16 protein-coding genes are annotated in these 18,455 nt (G+C 73.1%); 10 read left to right on the top strand and 6 right to left on the bottom strand.

The features are described 5' to 3' along the window. Position 1: 1 nt before the first annotated feature. From ACTHAM_RS09690 to ACTHAM_RS09670, 5 genes are all read right to left on the bottom strand, one after another. Complete coding sequence (locus ACTHAM_RS09690) at positions 2 to 3,838, bottom strand: multifunctional oxoglutarate decarboxylase/oxoglutarate dehydrogenase thiamine pyrophosphate-binding subunit/dihydrolipoyllysine-residue succinyltransferase subunit (protein WP_440686799.1); 3,837 nt, start codon at positions 3,836 to 3,838, stop codon at positions 2 to 4. Positions 3,839 to 4,064: 226 nt separating this feature from the next. Beyond that, the gene (locus ACTHAM_RS09685) at positions 4,065 to 4,880 is read right to left on the bottom strand and encodes an ABC transporter permease (RefSeq protein ID WP_440686797.1); all 816 of its coding nucleotides are present in this window, start codon (positions 4,878 to 4,880) and stop codon (positions 4,065 to 4,067) included. Then, positions 4,880 to 5,902 (bottom strand): ABC transporter ATP-binding protein, encoded by a 1,023-nt coding sequence (locus ACTHAM_RS09680; RefSeq protein ID WP_440686795.1) that lies wholly within the window; start codon positions 5,900 to 5,902, stop codon positions 4,880 to 4,882. Before ACTHAM_RS09680 ends, ACTHAM_RS09685 begins: the two co-directional genes overlap by 1 nt. 46 nt (positions 5,903 to 5,948) lie before the next feature. Beyond that, positions 5,949 to 7,013, bottom strand: coding sequence for a HAMP domain-containing sensor histidine kinase (locus ACTHAM_RS09675; protein WP_440686793.1), 1,065 nt, complete (start codon positions 7,011 to 7,013; stop codon positions 5,949 to 5,951). Next, a complete protein-coding gene (locus ACTHAM_RS09670) occupies positions 7,010 to 7,777 on the bottom strand; it encodes a response regulator transcription factor (RefSeq protein WP_440686791.1) in 768 nt (255 codons plus the stop codon). The genes ACTHAM_RS09675 and ACTHAM_RS09670 overlap by 4 nt, the downstream gene beginning before the upstream one ends. 213 nt (positions 7,778 to 7,990) lie before the next feature. On the opposite strand from ACTHAM_RS09670, the gene ACTHAM_RS09665 reads away from it, so the two are divergent. The 3 genes from ACTHAM_RS09665 to ACTHAM_RS09655 all read left to right on the top strand — a co-directional run bounded on the left by ACTHAM_RS09665 (position 7,991) and on the right by ACTHAM_RS09655 (position 11,748). Further along, positions 7,991 to 9,373 carry a hemolysin family protein gene (locus ACTHAM_RS09665; protein WP_440686789.1) on the top strand — a complete coding sequence of 461 codons (1,383 nt, stop codon included), beginning with the start codon at positions 7,991 to 7,993 and terminating at the stop codon, positions 9,371 to 9,373. Continuing rightward, complete coding sequence (locus ACTHAM_RS09660; protein WP_440686787.1) at positions 9,370 to 10,413, top strand: hemolysin family protein; 1,044 nt, start codon at positions 9,370 to 9,372, stop codon at positions 10,411 to 10,413. Before ACTHAM_RS09665 ends, ACTHAM_RS09660 begins: the two co-directional genes overlap by 4 nt. Positions 10,414 to 10,701: 288 nt before the next feature. Continuing rightward, the gene (locus ACTHAM_RS09655; RefSeq protein ID WP_440686785.1) at positions 10,702 to 11,748 is read left to right on the top strand and encodes a D-alanyl-D-alanine carboxypeptidase family protein; all 1,047 of its coding nucleotides are present in this window, start codon (positions 10,702 to 10,704) and stop codon (positions 11,746 to 11,748) included. A gap of 132 nt (positions 11,749 to 11,880) precedes the next feature. On the opposite strand, the gene ACTHAM_RS09650 is transcribed toward ACTHAM_RS09655, so the two are convergent. After that, positions 11,881 to 13,359: an aldose epimerase family protein gene (locus ACTHAM_RS09650; RefSeq protein ID WP_440686783.1), complete on the bottom strand. Its 1,479-nt coding sequence runs from the start codon at positions 13,357 to 13,359 to the stop codon at positions 11,881 to 11,883. Positions 13,360 to 13,765: 406 nt separating this feature from the next. Here ACTHAM_RS09650 and ACTHAM_RS09645 point away from each other — a divergent pair, with 406 nt between their 5' ends. The 7 genes from ACTHAM_RS09645 to ACTHAM_RS09615 all read left to right on the top strand — a co-directional run bounded on the left by ACTHAM_RS09645 (position 13,766) and on the right by ACTHAM_RS09615 (position 18,419). Continuing rightward, positions 13,766 to 14,992 carry a CpaF family protein gene (locus ACTHAM_RS09645; protein ID WP_440686781.1) on the top strand — a complete coding sequence of 409 codons (1,227 nt, stop codon included), beginning with the start codon at positions 13,766 to 13,768 and terminating at the stop codon, positions 14,990 to 14,992. Positions 14,993 to 14,994: 2 nt separating this feature from the next. After that, entirely contained in the window at positions 14,995 to 15,855 is an 861-nt protein-coding gene (locus ACTHAM_RS09640; RefSeq protein ID WP_440686779.1) for a type II secretion system F family protein, read from the top strand. Continuing rightward, positions 15,852 to 16,784, top strand: a complete 933-nt coding sequence (locus tag ACTHAM_RS09635) for a type II secretion system F family protein (RefSeq protein WP_440686777.1) — start codon at positions 15,852 to 15,854, stop codon at positions 16,782 to 16,784. The genes ACTHAM_RS09640 and ACTHAM_RS09635 overlap by 4 nt, the downstream gene beginning before the upstream one ends. 66 nt (positions 16,785 to 16,850) lie before the next feature. Then, positions 16,851 to 17,072, top strand: a complete 222-nt coding sequence (locus ACTHAM_RS09630) for a hypothetical protein (protein ID WP_440686775.1) — start codon at positions 16,851 to 16,853, stop codon at positions 17,070 to 17,072. A 17-nt stretch (positions 17,073 to 17,089) separates the two neighbouring features. Next, positions 17,090 to 17,464: a TadE family protein gene (locus ACTHAM_RS09625; RefSeq protein WP_440686879.1), complete on the top strand. Its 375-nt coding sequence runs from the start codon at positions 17,090 to 17,092 to the stop codon at positions 17,462 to 17,464. Then, complete coding sequence (locus ACTHAM_RS09620) at positions 17,461 to 17,943, top strand: pilus assembly protein (protein WP_440686773.1); 483 nt, start codon at positions 17,461 to 17,463, stop codon at positions 17,941 to 17,943. The genes ACTHAM_RS09625 and ACTHAM_RS09620 overlap by 4 nt, the downstream gene beginning before the upstream one ends. Continuing rightward, on the top strand, positions 17,940 to 18,419 hold the full coding sequence (locus ACTHAM_RS09615) for a pilus assembly protein TadG-related protein (protein ID WP_440686771.1): 480 nt from the start codon (positions 17,940 to 17,942) through the stop codon (positions 18,417 to 18,419). Before ACTHAM_RS09620 ends, ACTHAM_RS09615 begins: the two co-directional genes overlap by 4 nt. Positions 18,420 to 18,455: the final 36 nt, after the last annotated feature.

Below are 18,455 nucleotides of genomic sequence, written 5' to 3'. Positions count from 1 at the left end.
GTCAGCGGGCGAACGCCGCCGCGAGGATGTCCGCCTGCTCACCCTGGTGCTTGCGCGCCGAACCGGCAGCGGGCGACGCCGACTCCGGCCGCGACACGACCCGCACCGTGCGGCCCAGGATCTGCGGGGCGTGCAGCGACAGGTACGTCCACGGACCCTGGTTGGCCGGCTCGTCCTGCACCCACACGACCTCGGCGTCCCCGAACGCGCCGATCGCCTCGCGCAGCGCGTCGGCGTCCAACGGGTAGAGCTGCTCGACCCGGACGATCGCGGTGTGCTTGTCGCCGAGCTTCTCGCGCTGCGCGACCAGGTCCCAGTAGATCTTCCCCGAGCACATCAGCACGCGGTCCACCGTCGGTGCGGTGGCGGCCGCGACCGGGTCGCCGATCACGGGCCGGAACGTGCCGGTGGTGAAGTCCTCGACCGCCGACGTCGCGGCCTTCAACCGCAGCATCGACTTGGGGGTGAACACCACCAGCGGGCGACGCGGGCGCTGGTACGCCTGGCGCCGCAGCAGGTGGAAGTGCGACGCGGGTGTCGAGGGCTGCGCGATGGTCATGTTGTCCTCGGCGGCCATCTGCAGGAACCGTTCGATGCGCGCCGAGGAGTGGTCGGGCCCCTGGCCCTCGTACCCGTGCGGCAGCAGCAGCACGACCGAGGAGTGCTGGCCCCACTTCTGCCCGGCCGACGAGACGAACTCGTCGATGATGGTCTGCGCGCCGTTGACGAAGTCGCCGAACTGCGCCTCCCACAGCACCAGCGCGTCAGGCCGCTCGACCGAGTAGCCGTACTCGAAGCCCAGGCACGCGTACTCGCTGAGCGAGGAGTCGTACACCCAGAACTTGGCCTGGTCGGCCGACAGGTACAGCAGGGGCGTCCACTCGGCACCCGTCTCACGGTCGTGCATGACGGCGTGCCGCTGCACGAACGTGCCGCGCCGCGAGTCCTGCCCCGCCAGGCGCACCGGCGTGCCCTCGACGAGCAGCGACCCGAACGCCAGGAGCTCGCCGTAGCCCCAGTCGATCCCACCCTCGCGGGACATCAGCTCACGCTTGGTCAGCAGCTGCGCCAGCTTGGGGTGCACCGTGAAGCCCTCGGGCGGCCGCACGTGCGCGCGCCCGATCCGCTCCAGCAGGCTCGCGTCCACGGCGGTCTTCCAGCCGACCATGACGCCCGCGTCCTCGTGCTGCGACTCGGGGCGCTCCAGGCCGGCGACGGTCTCGCGCTCGACCGGGGGCGGCGTCCAGCCGTCCTCACGGGTCTCGGTGAACACGCGCTCCAGCTGGGCCTGGTAGTCCTGCAGCGCCTGCTCGGCCTCGTCGAGCGTGATGTCGCCGCGGGCCACGAGGGTCTCGGTGTACAGCTTGCGCACCGAACGCTTGGCCTCGATGAGGTTGTACATCAGCGGCTGCGTCATCGAGGGGTCGTCGCCCTCGTTGTGACCGCGGCGGCGGTAGCAGACCATGTCGATGATGACGTCGCGGTCGAACTGCTCGCGGTACTCGAACGCCAGCTCGGCGACCCGCACGCACGCCTCCGGGTCGTCGCCGTTGACGTGGAAGATCGGGATCTGCAGGCCCTTGGCCACGTCCGTGGCGTACTGCGAGGACCGCGACGAGGACGGGCCGGTGGTGAAGCCGACCTGGTTGTTGATGATGACGTGGATCGTGCCGCCCGTGCGGTACCCGCGCAGCTGCGCGAGGTTGAGCGTCTCGAACACCACGCCCTGGCCCGCGAACGCCGCGTCGCCGTGCACGAGGATCGGCAGCACCGAGAACCCGTCGCCGCCCAGGTCGATGCGGTCCTGCTTGGCCCGCACGATGCCCTCGAGCACCGGGTCGACGGCCTCCAGGTGCGAGGGGTTGGCCGCCAGGTACACCGCGGTGGTGGCGCCCGAGGCCGCGGTGAACGTGCCCTCGGTGCCCAGGTGGTACTTCACGTCGCCCGAGCCCTGGACGGACTTGGGGTCCTGGTTGCCCTCGAACTCGCTGAAGATCTGCGCGTAGGACTTGCCGGCGATGTTCGCCAGGATGTTCAGCCGGCCACGGTGCGCCATGCCGATGCCGACCTCGTCGAGGCCGTTGTCGGCGGCCTTGGACAGGATCGCGTCGAGCAGCGCGATGACCGACTCGCCGCCCTCCAGCGAGAACCTCTTCTGCCCGACGTACTTGGTCTGCAGGAACGTCTCGAACGCCTCGGCCGCATTCAGGCGACGCAGGATCCGCAGCTGGTCCTCACGCGGGGTGCGTGCGTACCCGGACTCCAGCCGCTCCTGCAGCCAGCGGCGCTGCCGCGGGTCCTGCAGGTGCATGTACTCCACGCCGACGGTGCGGCAGTAGGAGTCGCGCAGCAGGCCCAGCACGTCGCGCAGCGTCGCCCGGCTCTTGCCGGTGAACCCGCCGGTGGGGAACGTGCGGTCCAGGTCCCACAAGGTCAGGCCGTGGTTCTGCACGTCGAGGTCGGGGTGCTTGCGCTGCCGGTAGGCCAGCGGGTCGGTGTCGGCCATCAGGTGTCCGCGCGAGCGGTAGGCGTGGATGAGCTCGCCGATCCGGGCGGGCTTGATGGCCTCGGCGTCCGGGTCGGTCGAGGCGTCGCGCACCCAGCGCACCGGCTCGTAGGGCACGCGCAGCGCGGCGAACACGCGGTCGTAGAACCCGTCCTCGCCGAGCAGCTTCAGCGCCAGGATCCGCAGGAAGTCGCCGGACTGCGCGCCCTGGATGATCCGGTGGTCGTACGTGGAGGTCACCGTGAGCACCTTGGAGATGCCCATGCGGTTGAGCTGGTCCTCGGAGGTGCCGGCGAACTCGGCCGGGTAGTCCATGGCGCCGACCCCGATGATGGCGCCCTGGCCCTGCATGAGGCGCGGCACGGAGTGCACCGTGCCGATGGTCCCGGGGTTGGTGAGCGAGATGGTGGTGCCGGCGAAGTCGTCCACCCCGAGCTTGCCGCCGCGTGCGCGCCGTACGACGTCCTCGTAGGCGGCCCAGAACTGCGCGAAGTCGAGGGTCTCGGCCTTCTTGATCGAGGGGACCAGCAGCTGCCGGGTGCCGTCGGGCTTGGCCAGGTCGATCGCCAGTCCGAGGTTGACGTGCGCGGGCTGCAGCACGCCGGGCTTGCCGTCGACGTGCGTGTACGAGGCGTTCATCGCGGGCATGTCGCCGAGCGCCTCGACGAGCGCGAACCCGATGAGGTGCGTGAACGAGATCTTGCCGCCGCGGCTGCGCGCCAGGTGGTTGTTGACGACGATCCGGTTGTCGACCATCAGCTTGGCCGGGACGGCGCGCACCGAGGTCGCGGTGGGGACCTCGAGGGAGGCCTCCATGTTGGTCACCACGCGGGCGGCGGGGCCGCGCAGCTTCTGCACGTCGTCGACCGGCTCGGCCACGTCGCGCACGACCTCGGCGATGGCGGCGGCGGCGTAGGGCGCGGTCGCCGGCTGGGCGGTGGCCACGGGAGCGGTGAGGGCGACAGGTTCGACGTCGCCCGCGGCGGCTGCAGGCGGGACGGCCGACGCGTTGTCGGCCGACACGGTGTCGGACGACGCGGTGTCGGACGACGCGGGGGCGGCTGCGGGCGAGGGCGACGCGGGGGCGGCGGAGGCAGGTGCGGCAGGCGCTGCCCCGGTGGCGCCTGCGTCGGTGCCGGACTGTCCGGCGGCTGGTTCGGCGACCCGGCCGTCACCGCGACCGTCCTCCGGTCGGTAGCCCTCGAAGAAGTCCCACCACGCCGGGTCCACGGCGTTCTTGTCCTGGAGGTACTGCTCGTAGAGCTCGTCCACCAGCCACTCGTTGGCGCCGAAGTCGGCACGGGTCGAGTCAGGCTCCGCCTTCTGGGTCACGCTGGGATCGCCCACTTCCGCTGCGGTCCGTGACCGCGTCGTCGCCGGTTTCTGTTGATGACAACACTACGGCCTGAGGACCGTGGAAACCCGTTCCGTAGCCGTGCGGACGACGTGTTCGCACACCCTCTTCACCCCTCGTGGGCAGGCAGGTCAACCCCGGGCAACGGCCGGCCAGGTGGCGCGTCAAGCGGCGGTCGTCCGCTGCCCAGGAGCGTGGGAAACCTCACGTGACGTCGCGGCGGAAGGTCGTCCACCGGCCGATCAGCGCCAGCACCAGCGCGTACCCGAGCAGGACGAGCAGACCCTGCCACCACGGCAGCAGCTCGCTCAGGCCCGTCTCGGAGTAGAACGACCCGCCGGAGATGGCCTCGCCCGCCGCGCCGGGCAGGTACGCGGCCACCGACCCTCCCCACGAGGTGACCGCGAGCACGAACCGCAGCACCGGCTCGACGAACTGGGTGAAGGCCAGCAGCACCACGACCACCGCGACCTGATTGGTCAGCACCAGTCCGAACGCCACCCCGAGCAGCGACCACACGGCCAGTGCCAGCACGGACAACGCCAGGGTGCGCCACGTCGAGGCCAGGTCGAGCATGGTCGGCTCGCCCAGCGCACCGAGCACCCCCGCCCCGGCGGCGACCGCCGCACCGGTGCCGACCAGACCGAACAGCACGCCGAGCACCGCACCCACCACCACCTTGGCCAGCAGCACGACCGTGCGCCGTGGCTCGGCCAGGAACGTCGGTGTGATCGTCTGGTGCCGGTACTCCGACGAGACCGACAACGCCCCGACGACCAGGGGGAACACGTAGCCGAACGACACGGCGATGGTGTACACGGTCCGCACGATCGCCTCGCTGGTCAGCACGAGGTCCTGCTCGGTCCCGTCCGGCCCGGTGGTGGTGGCGTTCCCGGCCACCAGGGCCCAGGCCATGACGCCGGCGAGGAACGCCATGTACACGGCCATCGCCCCCAGCAGGATCCACCACAGCCGGGTGGTGACGACCTTGCGGTACTCGGTCCGTACGGCGGCGCCCATCAGGCGACCTCTCCGCGGTGGCGTCCGACGACCGCGTCCGGGCCCGCACCGCGCACCGTGTCGTGCTCACCCACCAGCTCCAGGAACAGCCCCTCGAGCCCGACGTCCACCTCGCTCAGGGCGTGCAGCTCGAGTCCGGCCCCGAACGCCGCGGCGCCCACCTGCGCGGCCCGCACGTCGGTGAGCTCCACGGTGCCCGGCGGCAGCGGTGCGCCCGTGGTGGCCCGCGCCGGCACCCGCCGCCAGCCGGCGCGGGCCACCAGGCCGTCGAGCCCGGCGGTGTCGGGGGACACCACGCGCACCACCGGCCGTGCCAGGCGGGCCAGGTCGGTCAACGACGAGGCGTGCACCAGGCGGCCACGGGCGATGATGACCACGTCGTCGACGGTCTGCTCGACCTCGGAGAGCACGTGGCTCGAGACGAGGACGGTACGTCCCTGCGCGGCGAGCGCGCGCAGCAGCTCGCGCAGCCATCGGATGCCCTCGGGGTCCAGCCCGTTGGCGGGCTCGTCCAGCAGCAGCACCGAGGGGTCGCCCAGCAGCGTCGTGGCCAGTGCGAGACGTTGGCGCATCCCGAGCGAGAACCCGCCGACGCGGCGGTTGGCCACGGCGTCCAGCCCGACCACCTGCAGGACCTCGCGGGCGCGCGCGTCAGGGACCCCGACCTGCGGTGCGTAGACGCGCAGGTGGTCCAGCGCGGTGCGGCCGGGATGGAAGCTGGCCGCCTCGAGCGCTGCCCCGACCGTGCGGGCCGGACGGGGGATCTGCGCGTAGGTGCGCCCGCCGATCGTGGCGCTGCCCGCGGTCGGCTGCACCAGGCCCAGCAGCATGCGCAGCGTCGTGGTCTTGCCCGCGCCGTTCGGTCCCAGGAACCCGGTCACCCGGCCCGGTTCCACCGTGAACGACAGGTCGTCGACCGCGCGGACGGTCCCGAACTGCTTGCTCAGGTGGTCGATGACGAGGGTGCCGCCGGAGGCGCGGTCCGGGCTGGGTGGGGTCGGCGGGGCCGGTGGCCGGGGCATGCCCCGAGCGTAGGGTCGCGGACGTGTTCGCGCAGGTCGGAGCGCGTCAGAGGGCTCGGCGTGCGGGGAGCGTGACGCGCATGGTGCAGCCGACGGGGGCGTCGGCGACCTCGATCGTGCCGCCGTGCAGGTCGACGGCCCACCGCACGATCGCCAGGCCCAGCCCGGTGCCACCCGTGGAGCCCTGCCCGGTCAGGGCGGGGGAGTTGCCGCGCACGAACCGCTCGAACACCCGGCGGCGCTGGTCGGGGGCGATGCCGGGGCCGTGGTCGACCACGTCGATGCGCACGGTCCGACCGTGCCGCGACGCCTCCAGCCGGACCTCGTCGCCCGGGGGCGAGTGCCGGACGGCGTTGTGCAGCAGGTTCGCCACGACCTGGTGCAGGCGTTCGGCGTCCGCCGGCACCGTCAGGTCCGGTGGCGTGACGCTGACGGGGAAGTCGAGCCCCTTGGCGGCACCCACGAGCCGGGCTGCCTCGGCGGCCTCCTCGAGGAAGTCCTGCAACGGCACGTCGACGATCTGCAGGGCCACGTCGCCCGCCTCGAGCCGGGACAGGTCCAGCAGATAGGTGACCAGGCGGCCCAGTCGTTCGGTCTGCGCCAGGGCGGCCTGCATCGTGGCGGGGTCGGCCTCGCTGACGCCGTCGACGATGTTCTCCAGCTGCGCCTGCAGGGCCGTGACCGGGGTGCGCAGCTCGTGCGACACGTTCGCGACGAGCTCCCGGCGCAGCACGTCGGCGTGCTCCAGGTCCTCGGCCATCATGTTGAACGCCGTGGCCAGCTGCCCGACCTCGTCCCGGCTCGTCGACCGCACCCGCTGGCTGTAGTCGCCCGAGGCCATGGCCTGCGCGGCGAAGGTCATCTCGCGCAGCGGGGAGGTCATCCCGCGGGCGAGGAACTGGGTGCCGATCAGCGAGACGACGATCGCGATGGGCAGCGTCCACCGTGGTCCCAGGTGGTTGTGGAGCCCGATCCAGGTGACGAAGGCGGCCAGCGTCACCGTGACGGCGACCAGCACGCCCAGCTTGATCTTGATCGAGCGCAGCCGGTCGAGCGGGCGCACGTCCAACCGGGGGCGGCGCTCGGGCCGCACGTGCCGGGGCGTGCTCACCCGACCGGCCCGGCCGCCTCGCCCGTGCCGTCCTCGCCGTCCGTCGGCTCGAACGCGTAGCCCACGCCGTGCACGGTGCGGATCAGGTCGGGGCCGAGCTTGCGGCGCAGCGCCTTGACGTGCGAGTCGACGGTGCGGGTCCCGCTGGCGTCCACCCAGTCCCAGACCTCGGCGAGCAGACGTTCACGCGTGAGCACCGTGCGGGGCGCGCTGGCCAGGGCCACGAGCAGGTCGAACTCGGTCGGCGTCAGGTGCACCTCGTCCTCGCCGCGCACCACACGCCGCTGGGCGCGGTCGATCGAGACGTCGCCCAGGGTGAGCGGGGGGTCGGGCACCTCGGCGGCGGCGAGCTCGGCGGCCCGGGCCGCCCGCTCCGTGCGGCGCAGCAGGGCCTTGGTGCGGGCGACCAGCTCGCGCATGGAGAACGGCTTGGTCATGTAGTCGTCGGCGCCGACGCCGAGCCCGACGAGCATGTCCGTCTCGTCGTCGCGTGCGGTGAGCATGAGGACGGGCACGGGCCGGTCGGCCTGGATGCGCCGGCACACCTCGAGGCCGTCGATGCCCGGGAGCATGACGTCGAGCACGACCACGTCGGGCTGCAGCTGCGCGGCCGCCTCGACCGCCGCGAGTCCGTCGCCGACGGCGTGGACCTTCCACCCCTCGGAGGACAGCCTGTGCACGAGTGCCTGGGCGATGGCCGGTTCGTCCTCGACGACCAGCACGGTCGTCGAGGTGGCCGGCGTCGGCCCGCTGGTGAGCGCCATGGGGCCAGGGTGGCACACGCTCCTGACCGTGCGCTGGACGTGCGGCGCCTCACGCCGGGCCCGCCCCGCTTGCCGGGCAGGGTTCCCTTAGGATGGCCCGATCATGAGCGGCTCAAGTAGCTGCCGGCGTCCTGCCCGGACCGACGCGTCCGCCAGCGACCTTGCCGGCTCCTCCACTGTCCTGATCATCGCTGCCCCGACGGGGGTGCCGACGTGCTGACCGAATGGTTGCTCGTCGTGCTCGGCATCGTGCTCACCCTGGGCACGGCCGTCTTCGTCGCGAGCGAGTTCTCCCTCGTCACCCTCGACCCTGCACTGGTCGAGAAGGACACCGACCCGCACGACAAGCGCGGTCAGTCCGTGCTCAAGGCCCTGCGGGGCCTGTCGACCGAGCTCTCGGGCGCGCAGGTCGGCATCACCGTGACCACGGTGCTCCTCGGGTACACCACCCAGCCGGCGGTCTCGCGCCTGCTGCGCGTGCCCCTGGAGGACTCCGCGCTGGGGCGCGCGGTCGGCGGTGCGGTCGCGGGTCTGCTGACCGTGGTCCTGGTCAACGGCTTCTCGATGATCTTCGGCGAGCTCGTGCCGAAGAACTTCGCCCTGAGCCGCCCGTTGGGCACGGCGCGGGTCGTGGCACCCCCGCAACGGGCGTTCACCCGTGCGTTGCGCCCGGTCATCGGCCTGCTGAACGGCTCCGCGAACGCCTTGCTGCGCCGGGTGGGCGTCGAACCCCGTGAGGAGCTGTCGGGCGGACGTTCACCGCAGGAGCTGGCCGCGCTGGTGCGACGCTCCGCCGAGGTCGGCACGTTGGAGGCCTCGACCGCGACCTTGCTCACCAACTCCATCGAGTTCGCGGAGCTGACCGCGGTCGACGTGATGACCGACCGGATGCGGCTCGTCGTGGTGCGCCGGGACGACTCGGCCGCCGACGTGATGGCGCTGGCCCGCAGCAGCGGGCACTCGCGCTTCCCGGTGATCGGGCAGTCCAGCGACGACATCGTGGGTCTGGTGCACCTGCGCCGGGCGATCGCGGTGCCGTACGGACGCCGCGCGGAGGTGCCTGCGGCGGCGCTCATGGTCGACGCGCCCCGCGTGCCCGAGACGGTGCGCCTGGGGCCGCTCCTGGTGGAGCTGCGCGCGCAGGGTCTGCAGATGGCGGTCGTGGTGGACGAGTACGGCGGCACGTCCGGCGTGGTCACGTTGGAGGACGTCGTCGAGGAGCTCGTGGGCGATGTCGCCGACGAGCACGATCGGCGGCGCACCCGGACCGCGCGACGGGCTGACGGCTCGTGGCTGCTGCCGGGGACGTTGCGCCCGGACGAGCTGACGGAGGTGACCGGCCTGCGCGTGCCCGACGACGGTCCGTACGAGACCTTGGGCGGGCTGGTGATGGCTCAGCTGGGCCGTGTGCCCTCGACGGGTGACGAGGTGCTGGTGGACGGCGTGCTGCTGCACGTGGAGCAGATGGCCGGTCGCCGGGTCGAGCGGCTGCGGGTGCGCGCGCAGGAGCCGGCCGACGACGACGGCGACTGGCCCGGCGGTGAGCCCGCGGACGCCGCCGGTGACGAGGGCCGGCGCGCCGGGGGTGCCTCATGAGCTCGACGGCCGCCCTGCTGCTGGCGGTGCTGCTGCTGGCCGCCAACGCGTTCTTCGTGGGCGCGGAGTTCGCGATCATCTCGGCGCGCCGTTCGGCGATCGAGCCGCTGGCGGCCGCGGGCGACCGGCGGGCGCGCACCGTGCTGTGGGCGATGGAGCACGTGTCGCTCATGCTCGCGGCGGCGCAGCTGGGCGTGACGGTGTGCTCCACGAGCCTGGGCGTGGTGGCCGAACCGGCGATCGCGCACCTCATCGCCGACCCGCTGCACGCGCTCGGGGTGAGCGAGGACCTGACCCATCCGATCTCGTTCGTCCTGGCGCTGGCGATCGTGGTGTACCTGCACGTGGTGCTCGGCGAGATGGTGCCGAAGAACCTGGCCGTGTCGGGTCCGGACCGCGCGGTCCTGCTGTTCGGACCGCCGCTGGTGTGGGTCGCGCGGGTGCTGCGACCGGTGATCACCGGTTTGAACTGGGTCGCCAACCACGCGTTGCGGGCGGCCGGTGTGGAGCCCAAGGACGAGGTGTCCTCCGCCTTCACGGCCGAGGAGGTGCACTCGATCGTCGAGCGCTCGCAGGCCGAGGGGTTGCTCGAGGACCGGCAGGGTCTCCTGACGGGTGCGATCGAGTTCTCGGACCGCACGGCGGCCGACGTGATGGTGGCCACCGACGACCTGGTGCCGGTGCCGGCCGGTGTGACCCCGGCGCAGCTGGAGCGGTTGGTGGCGCGCACGGGCTTCAGCCGGTTCCCGGTGCGCGACGAGGCGGGCGCGCTCAGCGGCTACCTGCACCTGAAGGACGTCCTGTACGCGGACGACGACTCACGCGAGCAGCCGGTGCCGGTGTGGCGGGTGCGGTCGCTGGCGGTCGTCGCGCCCGGCGACGAGGTCGAGGACGCGTTGGCGGCGATGCAGCGCTCGGGCGCCCACCTGGCGCGGGTCGACGACCGCGGGGCGACGGTCGGCGTGGTGTTCCTGGAGGACATCCTCGAGGAGCTCGTGGGTGAGGTGCGCGACGCGATGCAGCGCGACCAGCTGCGGTGAGGTGGCGGCTGCGCGACCTGCGGTGACGGCCACCCCGAACGGGTGAGTAGTGGTGCAGGTCACACGATGTTTCGGCGTGTCGCGCGGTGTGTCGTCCTGACGTCCGCCAGGTATGTCCGAAACGCACGTTGGACGCCCGTTCAGGGGCTTGGAAGCGCGTCCGCCACCCGTTATGGTTTCGTGACAGTTCAGGTCGGCTCGTCGTTCGCTCGTCACATGGCGGACGCCGACGGGTCGCATGCCGGACGGACGGCGGACACCCCGCCACCGGGTCAGGATCGGAGGTGTGTGCCAGTGCAGCAGGCCGGCGCGCAGACCTCCCTCCCCACCCGACGCAGTCGTCGCGAGGCCGAGCGCGCAGGCGCCGCACCCGCCGTGGCACCCGCGCCCGTCGCCGAGTCGACGCCTCGGGCCGGCCGGGTTCCCGCCTACGCGCTGGCCCCCGCCCCCGCCACGGCCGTATTCGAACCCGTCGCGGTCGCCACGCCTCAGCCCGCCCGGACGGTCAGCGCACCCGAGGTTCCCCCGACCGCGCAGGCCCCCGCCGAGGTCCACCCCGAGGACGTCCGCCCCGAGCCGGTCCGTGCCGTACGCGCCGGCCGCAGCGCCGCCGCCCACGGTCGCGAGAAGCGCCGCAAGGGGCTCGCCCGGGTCGGTGTGCTCGGCGCCCTGGTCGGTGTGACGGTCATCGTCCCTGTCACCCACTCCGACCTGCTGGCCGGCGAGGCCTACGGCAACGAGGCGCTCGCGGACGCCACGCTGCCGACGACGCTGGCTGCTCTGACCGCCAGCGGGCTGTCCGCCCAGCCGCCCGCCTCGCTGATCTCCGCCGACGGCGGCGAGCGCACCGACACGACCGTCAGCCGTGCCGAGCTGCGTGAGGCGCTGCCCGGCTGCGACGGCAGTGTCAAGGCGGCCGGAGCGAACGGTCAGCTGGCTGTCGAGGACCTGTGCACGCTGTGGGACGGCCGGACGAAGATGCGCGCCGATGCCGCGGTCTCCCTCGCCGAGATGAACGAGGCGTACGTGGCCCGCTTCGGCGCCGACATGTGCCTCTCGTCGGGGTACCGCACGCTCGCCGAGCAGCGGGCCGTCAAGGCGCAGAAGGGCAGCCTCGCGGCGCCTCCCGGACTGAGCAACCACGGCTGGGGCCTGGCCATCGACTTCTGCGGGAGCGAGACGAGCGGCGCCCGGTGGACCTGGCTCAACGAGAATGCCGCCATCTACGGCTGGGAGAACCCGGACTGGGCGCAGCCCGGCGGCAGCGGCCCGTACGAGCGCTGGCACTGGGAGTACCTCAAGGGCGTCCAGGAGGACGGCGAGTACTACGGCTGATCCTCGGGTCTGAGCGCGACACACCCGCCGCCCGACCCTCTGGTGTCACCGGTTCGACGACAGGAAAGCCCGCGCCCCGGAGGGCGCGGGCTCTCGCGGTCCAGCGAGGGCTCGTGCAGTGCCCCGGGGCGGTCAGAGGAGCGCTAGGCCCCACGTCACCTCGTGCGTGGCGGACGGGGCCAGGTGGACCAGTCGCTCACCCGTGCGGAACGCGTCGGCCACGCACGACATCGGCTCGGCGGCCACGCCCCGGCGCTCGATGCGCGGGATGCCGTCGCCCGTGCACACCTGCCAGGTGTCCATCGTCGCGTCCGACCACAGGGCGGCAGCGTGCCCGTCGGGCGAGGCCAGCACGATCCAGGACAGACCGTCCTCGTCGCGGGTGACGTCGACCCAGGCGTCGTCGAGGGCGATGCCGCGCAGCGCCGTCGCCTCGCGCAGGTCGAACGGGCCCGCCACGGGCTCGGTGCCCGTGGGCAGCAGCCGCTCGTCGACCGTGACGTGACGCACCGCGTCGACGCGCAGCGTGCACTCGTCCACCGATGCTGCACCCGGGGACAGCCACGGGTGGAACCCGATCCCGTAGGGGGCGTTCGCCGACGACAGGTTCGTCGTGGCGACGTGCACGCGCAGCCCGGCGTCGTCGAGCGTGTACGTGGCGCACACGAGCAGCGCCCACGGGTAGCCCGGCGTGGGGACCAGCTCGTGCTCGAGCGTCACCGACGTCGAGGTCGGTGCGATGTCGGCCGGCGGGGTGAACCGCGCGTACGCGACCAGGCCGTGCAGGGCCGTCTGGCGGTCGTGCTCGGTCAGCGGCACCTCGTAGGTGGTGTCCTCGTAGCGGTACAGCCCGTCGCGCAGGCGGTTCGGCCACGGTGCCAGGACGGCACCGGAGAACGCGGGGGCGAGGGTGGTCTCGTCGAACGGGAGGACCACGTCGCGGCCGTCGACGGAGTACGTGCGGATGCTGGCGCCGACCTCGGCGATGACGGCACGCTGCGTGCCGTGCACGAGGACGTGCTGGGTGCCGGTGGGGAGGGGGGTGTTCACGTTCACACGGTACTGGCCCGGTGGCCTCGGTCCTGGGCCGCCCGACCTAGGACCGGCTGCCTCCTGTGGTGCCGGCGTCGCCGGCGCCCCGCAGACCGCGTCGAGCTTCTCGAACGACTGCACCCAGCCCTCGGCGCTGTCCGCGGCCATCGTGGTGTCGGCGGGGAACGGGCCCTGCCGCAGCTCGAGCAGCGTGTGGTCCCCGTCGTGCTCGTGCAGCTCGATCCGCAGACGCAGGCCGTTGAAGGTGGCGTCGTCGGCCTCGATGTCGATCTCGCGGCACACCAGCAGCCGTGGCGGCACGATCTCGGAGACGCGCGCCATCACCGGGTAGGGCGTGGACGTGGCGATGTCCACCATCACCAGGTTCCACTCGCCGCCCGGGAACGGTTCGCAGACCACCGACTCCTCGGGGACGCGGACCGAGTGGGGGCCGAACCACCGGGCCAGGAGTGCCGGTTCCACCAGGTGCCGGAAGACCTCCGCCGGTGGTGCGTCGAGCTCGTGCACCAGGTGCAGGTGCTCACCGGTGACGTCGCGCGAGGTGCTGTGCGAGGTCATGGACCGCTCCATGCTGGGATGCCCGGGTGCCGTCGCCCCCGGGGTTTCACGGTACGTCGGCCCGGCCCGTCGGCAACCGCGGGGAACGGCGTCGGGGGCACGTCACCACCGGTGCGCGACGTCGGTCACCTGTGTGTCGTCGCAGGAGTGCCCGCCGGTGCGCGCGCCGGCCACGGAGCCGATGGCGTTGCCCTGCCTGCAGTTTCACGGCAGGCCTGCGGGTCCGTGGTCGCTCGCCCGGTGTTCACCCGGTCGGGCTACGGCTGTGGACGGCGCGCGCACGGGCCCGAGTGGGGTGCTCTAGAGTGCGAGCGCAAAGCGGGAGAAATCGGACATGACGCGTGGGGTGCCCACCGGTGGCACCTGCCGCCAGGCAGGCCACGTCCGGGGATGAGCGGGGGCGGACATGGACGGGGTGGCGATCCTCGAGCACGAGGTGCGCGAGCTGATCCGCCGTCGGGGTGTGGACCCGGTGCGTGACCGCCCCGGGGTGGCCGCACTCGTCACCGACGCGATCGCCGACTACGACGAGCGGTCCGTGGTCGGGGCCGTGCCGCCGTTGGTGGACGTCATGGCCGTGCACAAGGCCGTCGTCGACGCCGTCGCCGGGCTCGGACCCCTGCAGCCCTACCTCGACGACCCCGAGGTCGAGGAGATCTGGATCAACTCCCCGACGCAGGTCTTCGTGGCCCGCCGCGGTGAGCCCGAGCTGACCACGACCATCCTCACCGACGGGCAGGTGCGCGACCTGGTCGAGCGGATGCTCAAGGTGTCGGGCCGGCGGCTGGACCTGTCGAGCCCGTTCGTGGATGCCAGCCTGCCGGGCGGGGAGCGGTTGCACGCCGTGATCCCCGACGTGACGCGGCGCCACTGGTCGGTGAACATCCGCAAGTACGTCGTGCGGGCCAAGGCCCTGGACGACCTGGTCGCGCTGGGGTCGATGCCCCCGGCAGTGGCGGCGTTCCTGAACTCCGCGGTCCGGGCGGGCCTGAACATCCTCGTCTCGGGGGCCACCCAGGCGGGCAAGACGACGATGCTGAACGCGCTGGGCGGGGCGATCCCCGCGCGCGAGCGTGTCATCTCGTGCGAGGAGGTCTTCGAGCTGCGGCTCGAGCACCGTGACTGGGTGGCCATGCAGTGCCGGCAGCCCAACCTGGAGGGCACGGGGGAGATCCCGTTGCGCCGGTTGGTCAAGGAGGCGCTGCGCATGCGCCCCAGCCGTCTGCTCGTGGGTGAGGTGCGTGAGGCCGAGGCGCTCGACCTGCTGATCGCCCTCAACGCCGGCGTGCCGGCCATGTGCACGCTGCACGCGAACTCGGCGCGCGAGGCCCTGACGAAGCTGTGCACGCTGCCGCTGCTGGCGGGCGAGAACGTGTCCGACCGGTTCGTGGTGCCGACCGTGGCCTCGGCCGTCGACCTCGTCGTGCACCTCGACGTCGACGTGTCGGGCCACCGGCGGCTGCGCGAGGTGCTGGCGGTGCCCGGCCGGGTGGAGCAGGGCGTGGTCGAGGCCGCCGAGGTGTACGCGACCCGTGAGGGCCGGTTGGTGCGCGCCGACGGGTATCCGCCGCACGTGGAGCGCTTCGCCCGGATCGGTGTCGACCTGCCCGCGCTGCTGCAGCGGAGGGTGTGACCGTGGGGGTGCTGGTCGGTCTGCTGCTGGGCGCCGGGGTGGCCTGCGTCTGGTGGTCCTTCTGGGCGGAGCCTGTCCGGGGCGGCGCGCGCGTCTCGGCCTGGCACGAGCGCACGCAGGACACCTTGGTGCAGGCAGGGATGTCCGGGGCGACGCCGGGCGGGCTGGTGCTGACCAGCGTGGGCGTCTCGCTGGTCGTCCTGGTGCTGGCCCTGGCGCTGACCCGGACCCTCGCGATCGCGGTGTGCTTCGCGGCGTTCGGGGCGGGTGCGGCCCCCTCGCTCGTGCGCAGCAGGGCTCGTCGGCGGCGCGCGCGGCTGCGCACGTTGTGGCCCGAGGTGGTCGACCATCTCGGCTCGGGCATCCGGGCGGGGCTGTCCTTGCCGGAGGCGGTGGCCCAGATCGGTGAGCGTGGTCCGCTGGAGCTGCGGGAGCCGTTCCTGGCGTTCGCGGAGGACTACCGCGCGACCGGCCGGTTCGGCGACTGCCTCGACGGGCTCAAGGCCCGGCTCGCGGACCCGGTGGCCGACCGCATCGTGGAGGCCTTGCGGGTCACGCGTGACGTGGGCGGCACGGACCTGGGTCGTCTGCTGCGCACGTTGTCGACGTTCCTGCGCGAGGACCTGCGCACGCGGGGCGAGCTGGAGGCGCGCCAGAGCTGGACGGTGTACGCGGCGCGGCTGGCCGTCGCAGCCCCGTGGATCGTGCTGGCGCTGCTGTCGACCCGGACCGAGGCGGCGAGCGCCTACGACTCGGTGGCGGGGTTCGTGGTCCTCGCCGCCGGGGGTGCGTGCACCGTGGCGGCGTACGTCGCGATGCTGCGGGTGGCCCGGCTGCCCGAGGACCCGCGGGTGCTGCGGTGAGCCCGGCGGCGCTCGGGGCACTGGTGGGGCTGCTGGCCGGCGGGGGAGTGCTCCTGGTGGTGTGGAGCCTGCACTCGCGTCGCATCACGTTGGACCAACGACTCGCTCCGTACCTGCGCCCCCGCCGCACGACCTCGTCGTTGCTGCACTCACCCTCGGCCCGGACACCGTTCCCCACGCTCCAGCGGATCATCGCCCCCGTCATGGCCGACGGGGTGCGGCTGGTGACCCGCGTCGGTTCCCCGACCGGTGAGCTGCGGGCCCGGCTGGCCCGCGCCGGTCGCGAGGAGTCGGTCGAGCAGTTCCGCGCCGGGCAGGTCGTGTGGGGTGCCCTCGGCCTGGCGGGCGGCCTCGGCCTGGCGTTGCTGCTCGCCGCCACGCGCGGGTCCTCACCGGTCGCGCTGGCCGTCCTGGTGCTGCTGGTGGGGGTCAGTGCCGCCCTGGCCCGTGACTGGCTGCTGACCCGGCAGGTGCAGGCCCGCGAGGCCCGCATGCTCGCCGAGATGCCGACGGTCGCCGAGCTGCTGGCCCTCGCCGTCGGTGCGGGGGAGGGTGCGGCGGGTGCCCTCGAACGGGTCGTACGCAGCACGCACGGCGAGCTCAGCGCGGAGCTGGGTCGCACGTTGGCCGACACCCGCGCCGGGGCCCCGTTGACCGTGGCGCTGGACCGTCTGGCCGACCGCACGGGTCTGGCGGCCCTGTCCCGCTTCGCGGAGGCCGTCTCGGTCGCGATCGACCGCGGCACACCGCTGGCGGACGTGCTGCGAGCCCAGGCCCAGGACGTCCGCGAGGAGGGCCGTCGAGCCCTCATGGAGGCCGGCGGGCGCAAGGAGGTCCAGATGATGGTGCCCGTCGTCTTCCTGATCCTGCCGGTGACCGTGCTGTTCGCCGTGTTCCCCAGCGCCGTGGTGCTGCGGGTGGGCCTGTGAGCGCACCCCGGCGTCCCGCACCCGACCCTGGCGACACCCGTCGCCACTGCCCCGAGGAGGACCCCCATGATCTCGCGCCTGCTGCAGGTGACCCCGGCACGGCTGCGCCTGACGGGCGAACGCCTGCGCCGTCGGACGGCCGGCCCGGACCCCGAGCGGGGCGACGTGCCCGGCTGGGTGCTGGTCACCCTCATGACCGCCGGGCTGGTCACCGCGCTGTGGCTGGTCGCCGGGCCTGCCCTGGAGGGCGTGTTCACCGACGCGATCGAGTCGGTGCAGGGCCCGTAAAGCAGTCCGTCCGGCACCTGACGGGTGATGCGGGGTCGGCGATCGTCGACTTCGCGCTCGTCGGTGGCCTGCTGACCGTGCTGTTCGTCGCGGTGCTGCAGGTGATGCTCGCGCAGCACGTGCGCAACACGCTGGTCGACTGCGCCGCGGAGGGTGCCCGGTACGCCGCGGTCGGCGGTCGCAGCCCCGCCGAGGGTGTCGAACGGACCCGGCAGCTCATCACGCAGTCGCTGAGCGACACCTACGCGCAGGACGTCACCGCCGTGCGCACGACGCGCGACGGTCTGGACGTCATCGAGGTGGCCGTGTCCGCGCCGTTGCCCGTCGTGGGGCTCATCGGGCCCGGCGGACGCCTCGACGTGCTCGGGCACGCGCTGGTGGAGGAGCCGTGAGGGCCGTCCGGCGTCTGCTCGAGCGGATTCGCCGGTCGTGGCCGGAGGCGGCGGGCGACGCGGGGTCGGCGGTGCTGGAGTTCCTGGCGTTGTCGGTGGTGCTGCTCGTGCCGTTGGTGTACCTGGTGCTCGTGCTGGGCCGGGTGCAGGCGGCGACGTTCGCGGCGGAAGGCGCGGCCCGCACGGCCGCACGGGCGTACGTCGTGGCGGACACCCCGTCGCAGGGCGCGGCGCGGGCGGTCGCCTCGGTGGGGCTGGCACTCGAGGACCAGGGGTTCGACGACGACCCGGACGGGGCGCTGACGCTCACCTGCTCCTCGGCACCGTGCCTACGACCCGGCAGCGAGGTCGCCGCACGGGTGGACGTGCTCGTGCCGTTGCCGTTCGTCCCTGCGTTCGTGCGTTCTGTGGTGCCCCTCGAGGTCCCGGTCAGTGCCGAGCGCACCGCCGCCGTCGACACCTACCGGGCGGCGCCGTGAGGGGCCGCGCCCGCGGTGACGACGGGCAGATCACCCTGCTGACCATCGGCTTCATGGCGGTGGCCCTGATGCTTGTCACGGTCGTCGTGTCGGCCACCGCGGTGCACCTGGAGCGCAAGCGGCTGGTGGCGCTCGCGGACCTGGCGGCGCTCGACGCGGCGGACGCGCTGGGCCCCGAGCAGTACCTGGTCGACGCGGCGTCCCCGGTCGCCTCGGACACCGGGGGACCGGGTGGTGAGGGTCTCGCGTTGCGTGACGCCGACGTGCGGGCGGCGGTGGCCGACTACCTGGCTGCCGAGGCCGACGAGACGGCGCGCTGGTCGCAGTTCGCCGTGCTGGAGGCGGGCACGCCGGACGGGCGCACCGTGACGGTGCGGTTGGCGGCCGTGGTGCGCCCGCCGCTGCTGGGCTGGGTGATGGCGCCGTGGTCGGACGGCATCGCGGTGCAGGCGCAGTCCTCCGCCCGCGCCTCCTGACCTTCGCGGGCAGGCGCGGACCTGCGCGGACCTGCG

It is taken from the genome of Cellulomonas soli (assembly GCF_052036975.1).
In the GTDB taxonomy this organism is placed as follows: domain Bacteria; phylum Actinomycetota; class Actinomycetes; order Actinomycetales; family Cellulomonadaceae; genus Cellulomonas; species Cellulomonas soli_A.
The sequence above is the reverse complement of the archived record's forward strand: the minus strand, read 5'-3'. Positions and strand labels throughout refer to the sequence as shown.

Coding starts and splice junctions, on each gene's coding strand:
- ACTHAM_RS09685 (WP_440686797.1), bottom strand. CDS start 4,880: ATGGGCGCCGCCGTACGGACCGAGTACCGCAAGGTCGTCACCACCCGG.
- ACTHAM_RS09680 (WP_440686795.1), bottom strand. CDS start 5,902: ATGCCCCGGCCACCGGCCCCGCCGACCCCACCCAGCCCGGACCGCGCC.
- ACTHAM_RS09670 (WP_440686791.1), bottom strand. CDS start 7,777: ATGGCGCTCACCAGCGGGCCGACGCCGGCCACCTCGACGACCGTGCTG.
- ACTHAM_RS09660 (WP_440686787.1), top strand. CDS start 9,370: ATGAGCTCGACGGCCGCCCTGCTGCTGGCGGTGCTGCTGCTGGCCGCC.
- ACTHAM_RS09650 (WP_440686783.1), bottom strand. CDS start 13,359: ATGACCTCGCACAGCACCTCGCGCGACGTCACCGGTGAGCACCTGCAC.
- ACTHAM_RS09645 (WP_440686781.1), top strand. CDS start 13,766: ATGGACGGGGTGGCGATCCTCGAGCACGAGGTGCGCGAGCTGATCCGC.
- ACTHAM_RS09630 (WP_440686775.1), top strand. CDS start 16,851: ATGATCTCGCGCCTGCTGCAGGTGACCCCGGCACGGCTGCGCCTGACG.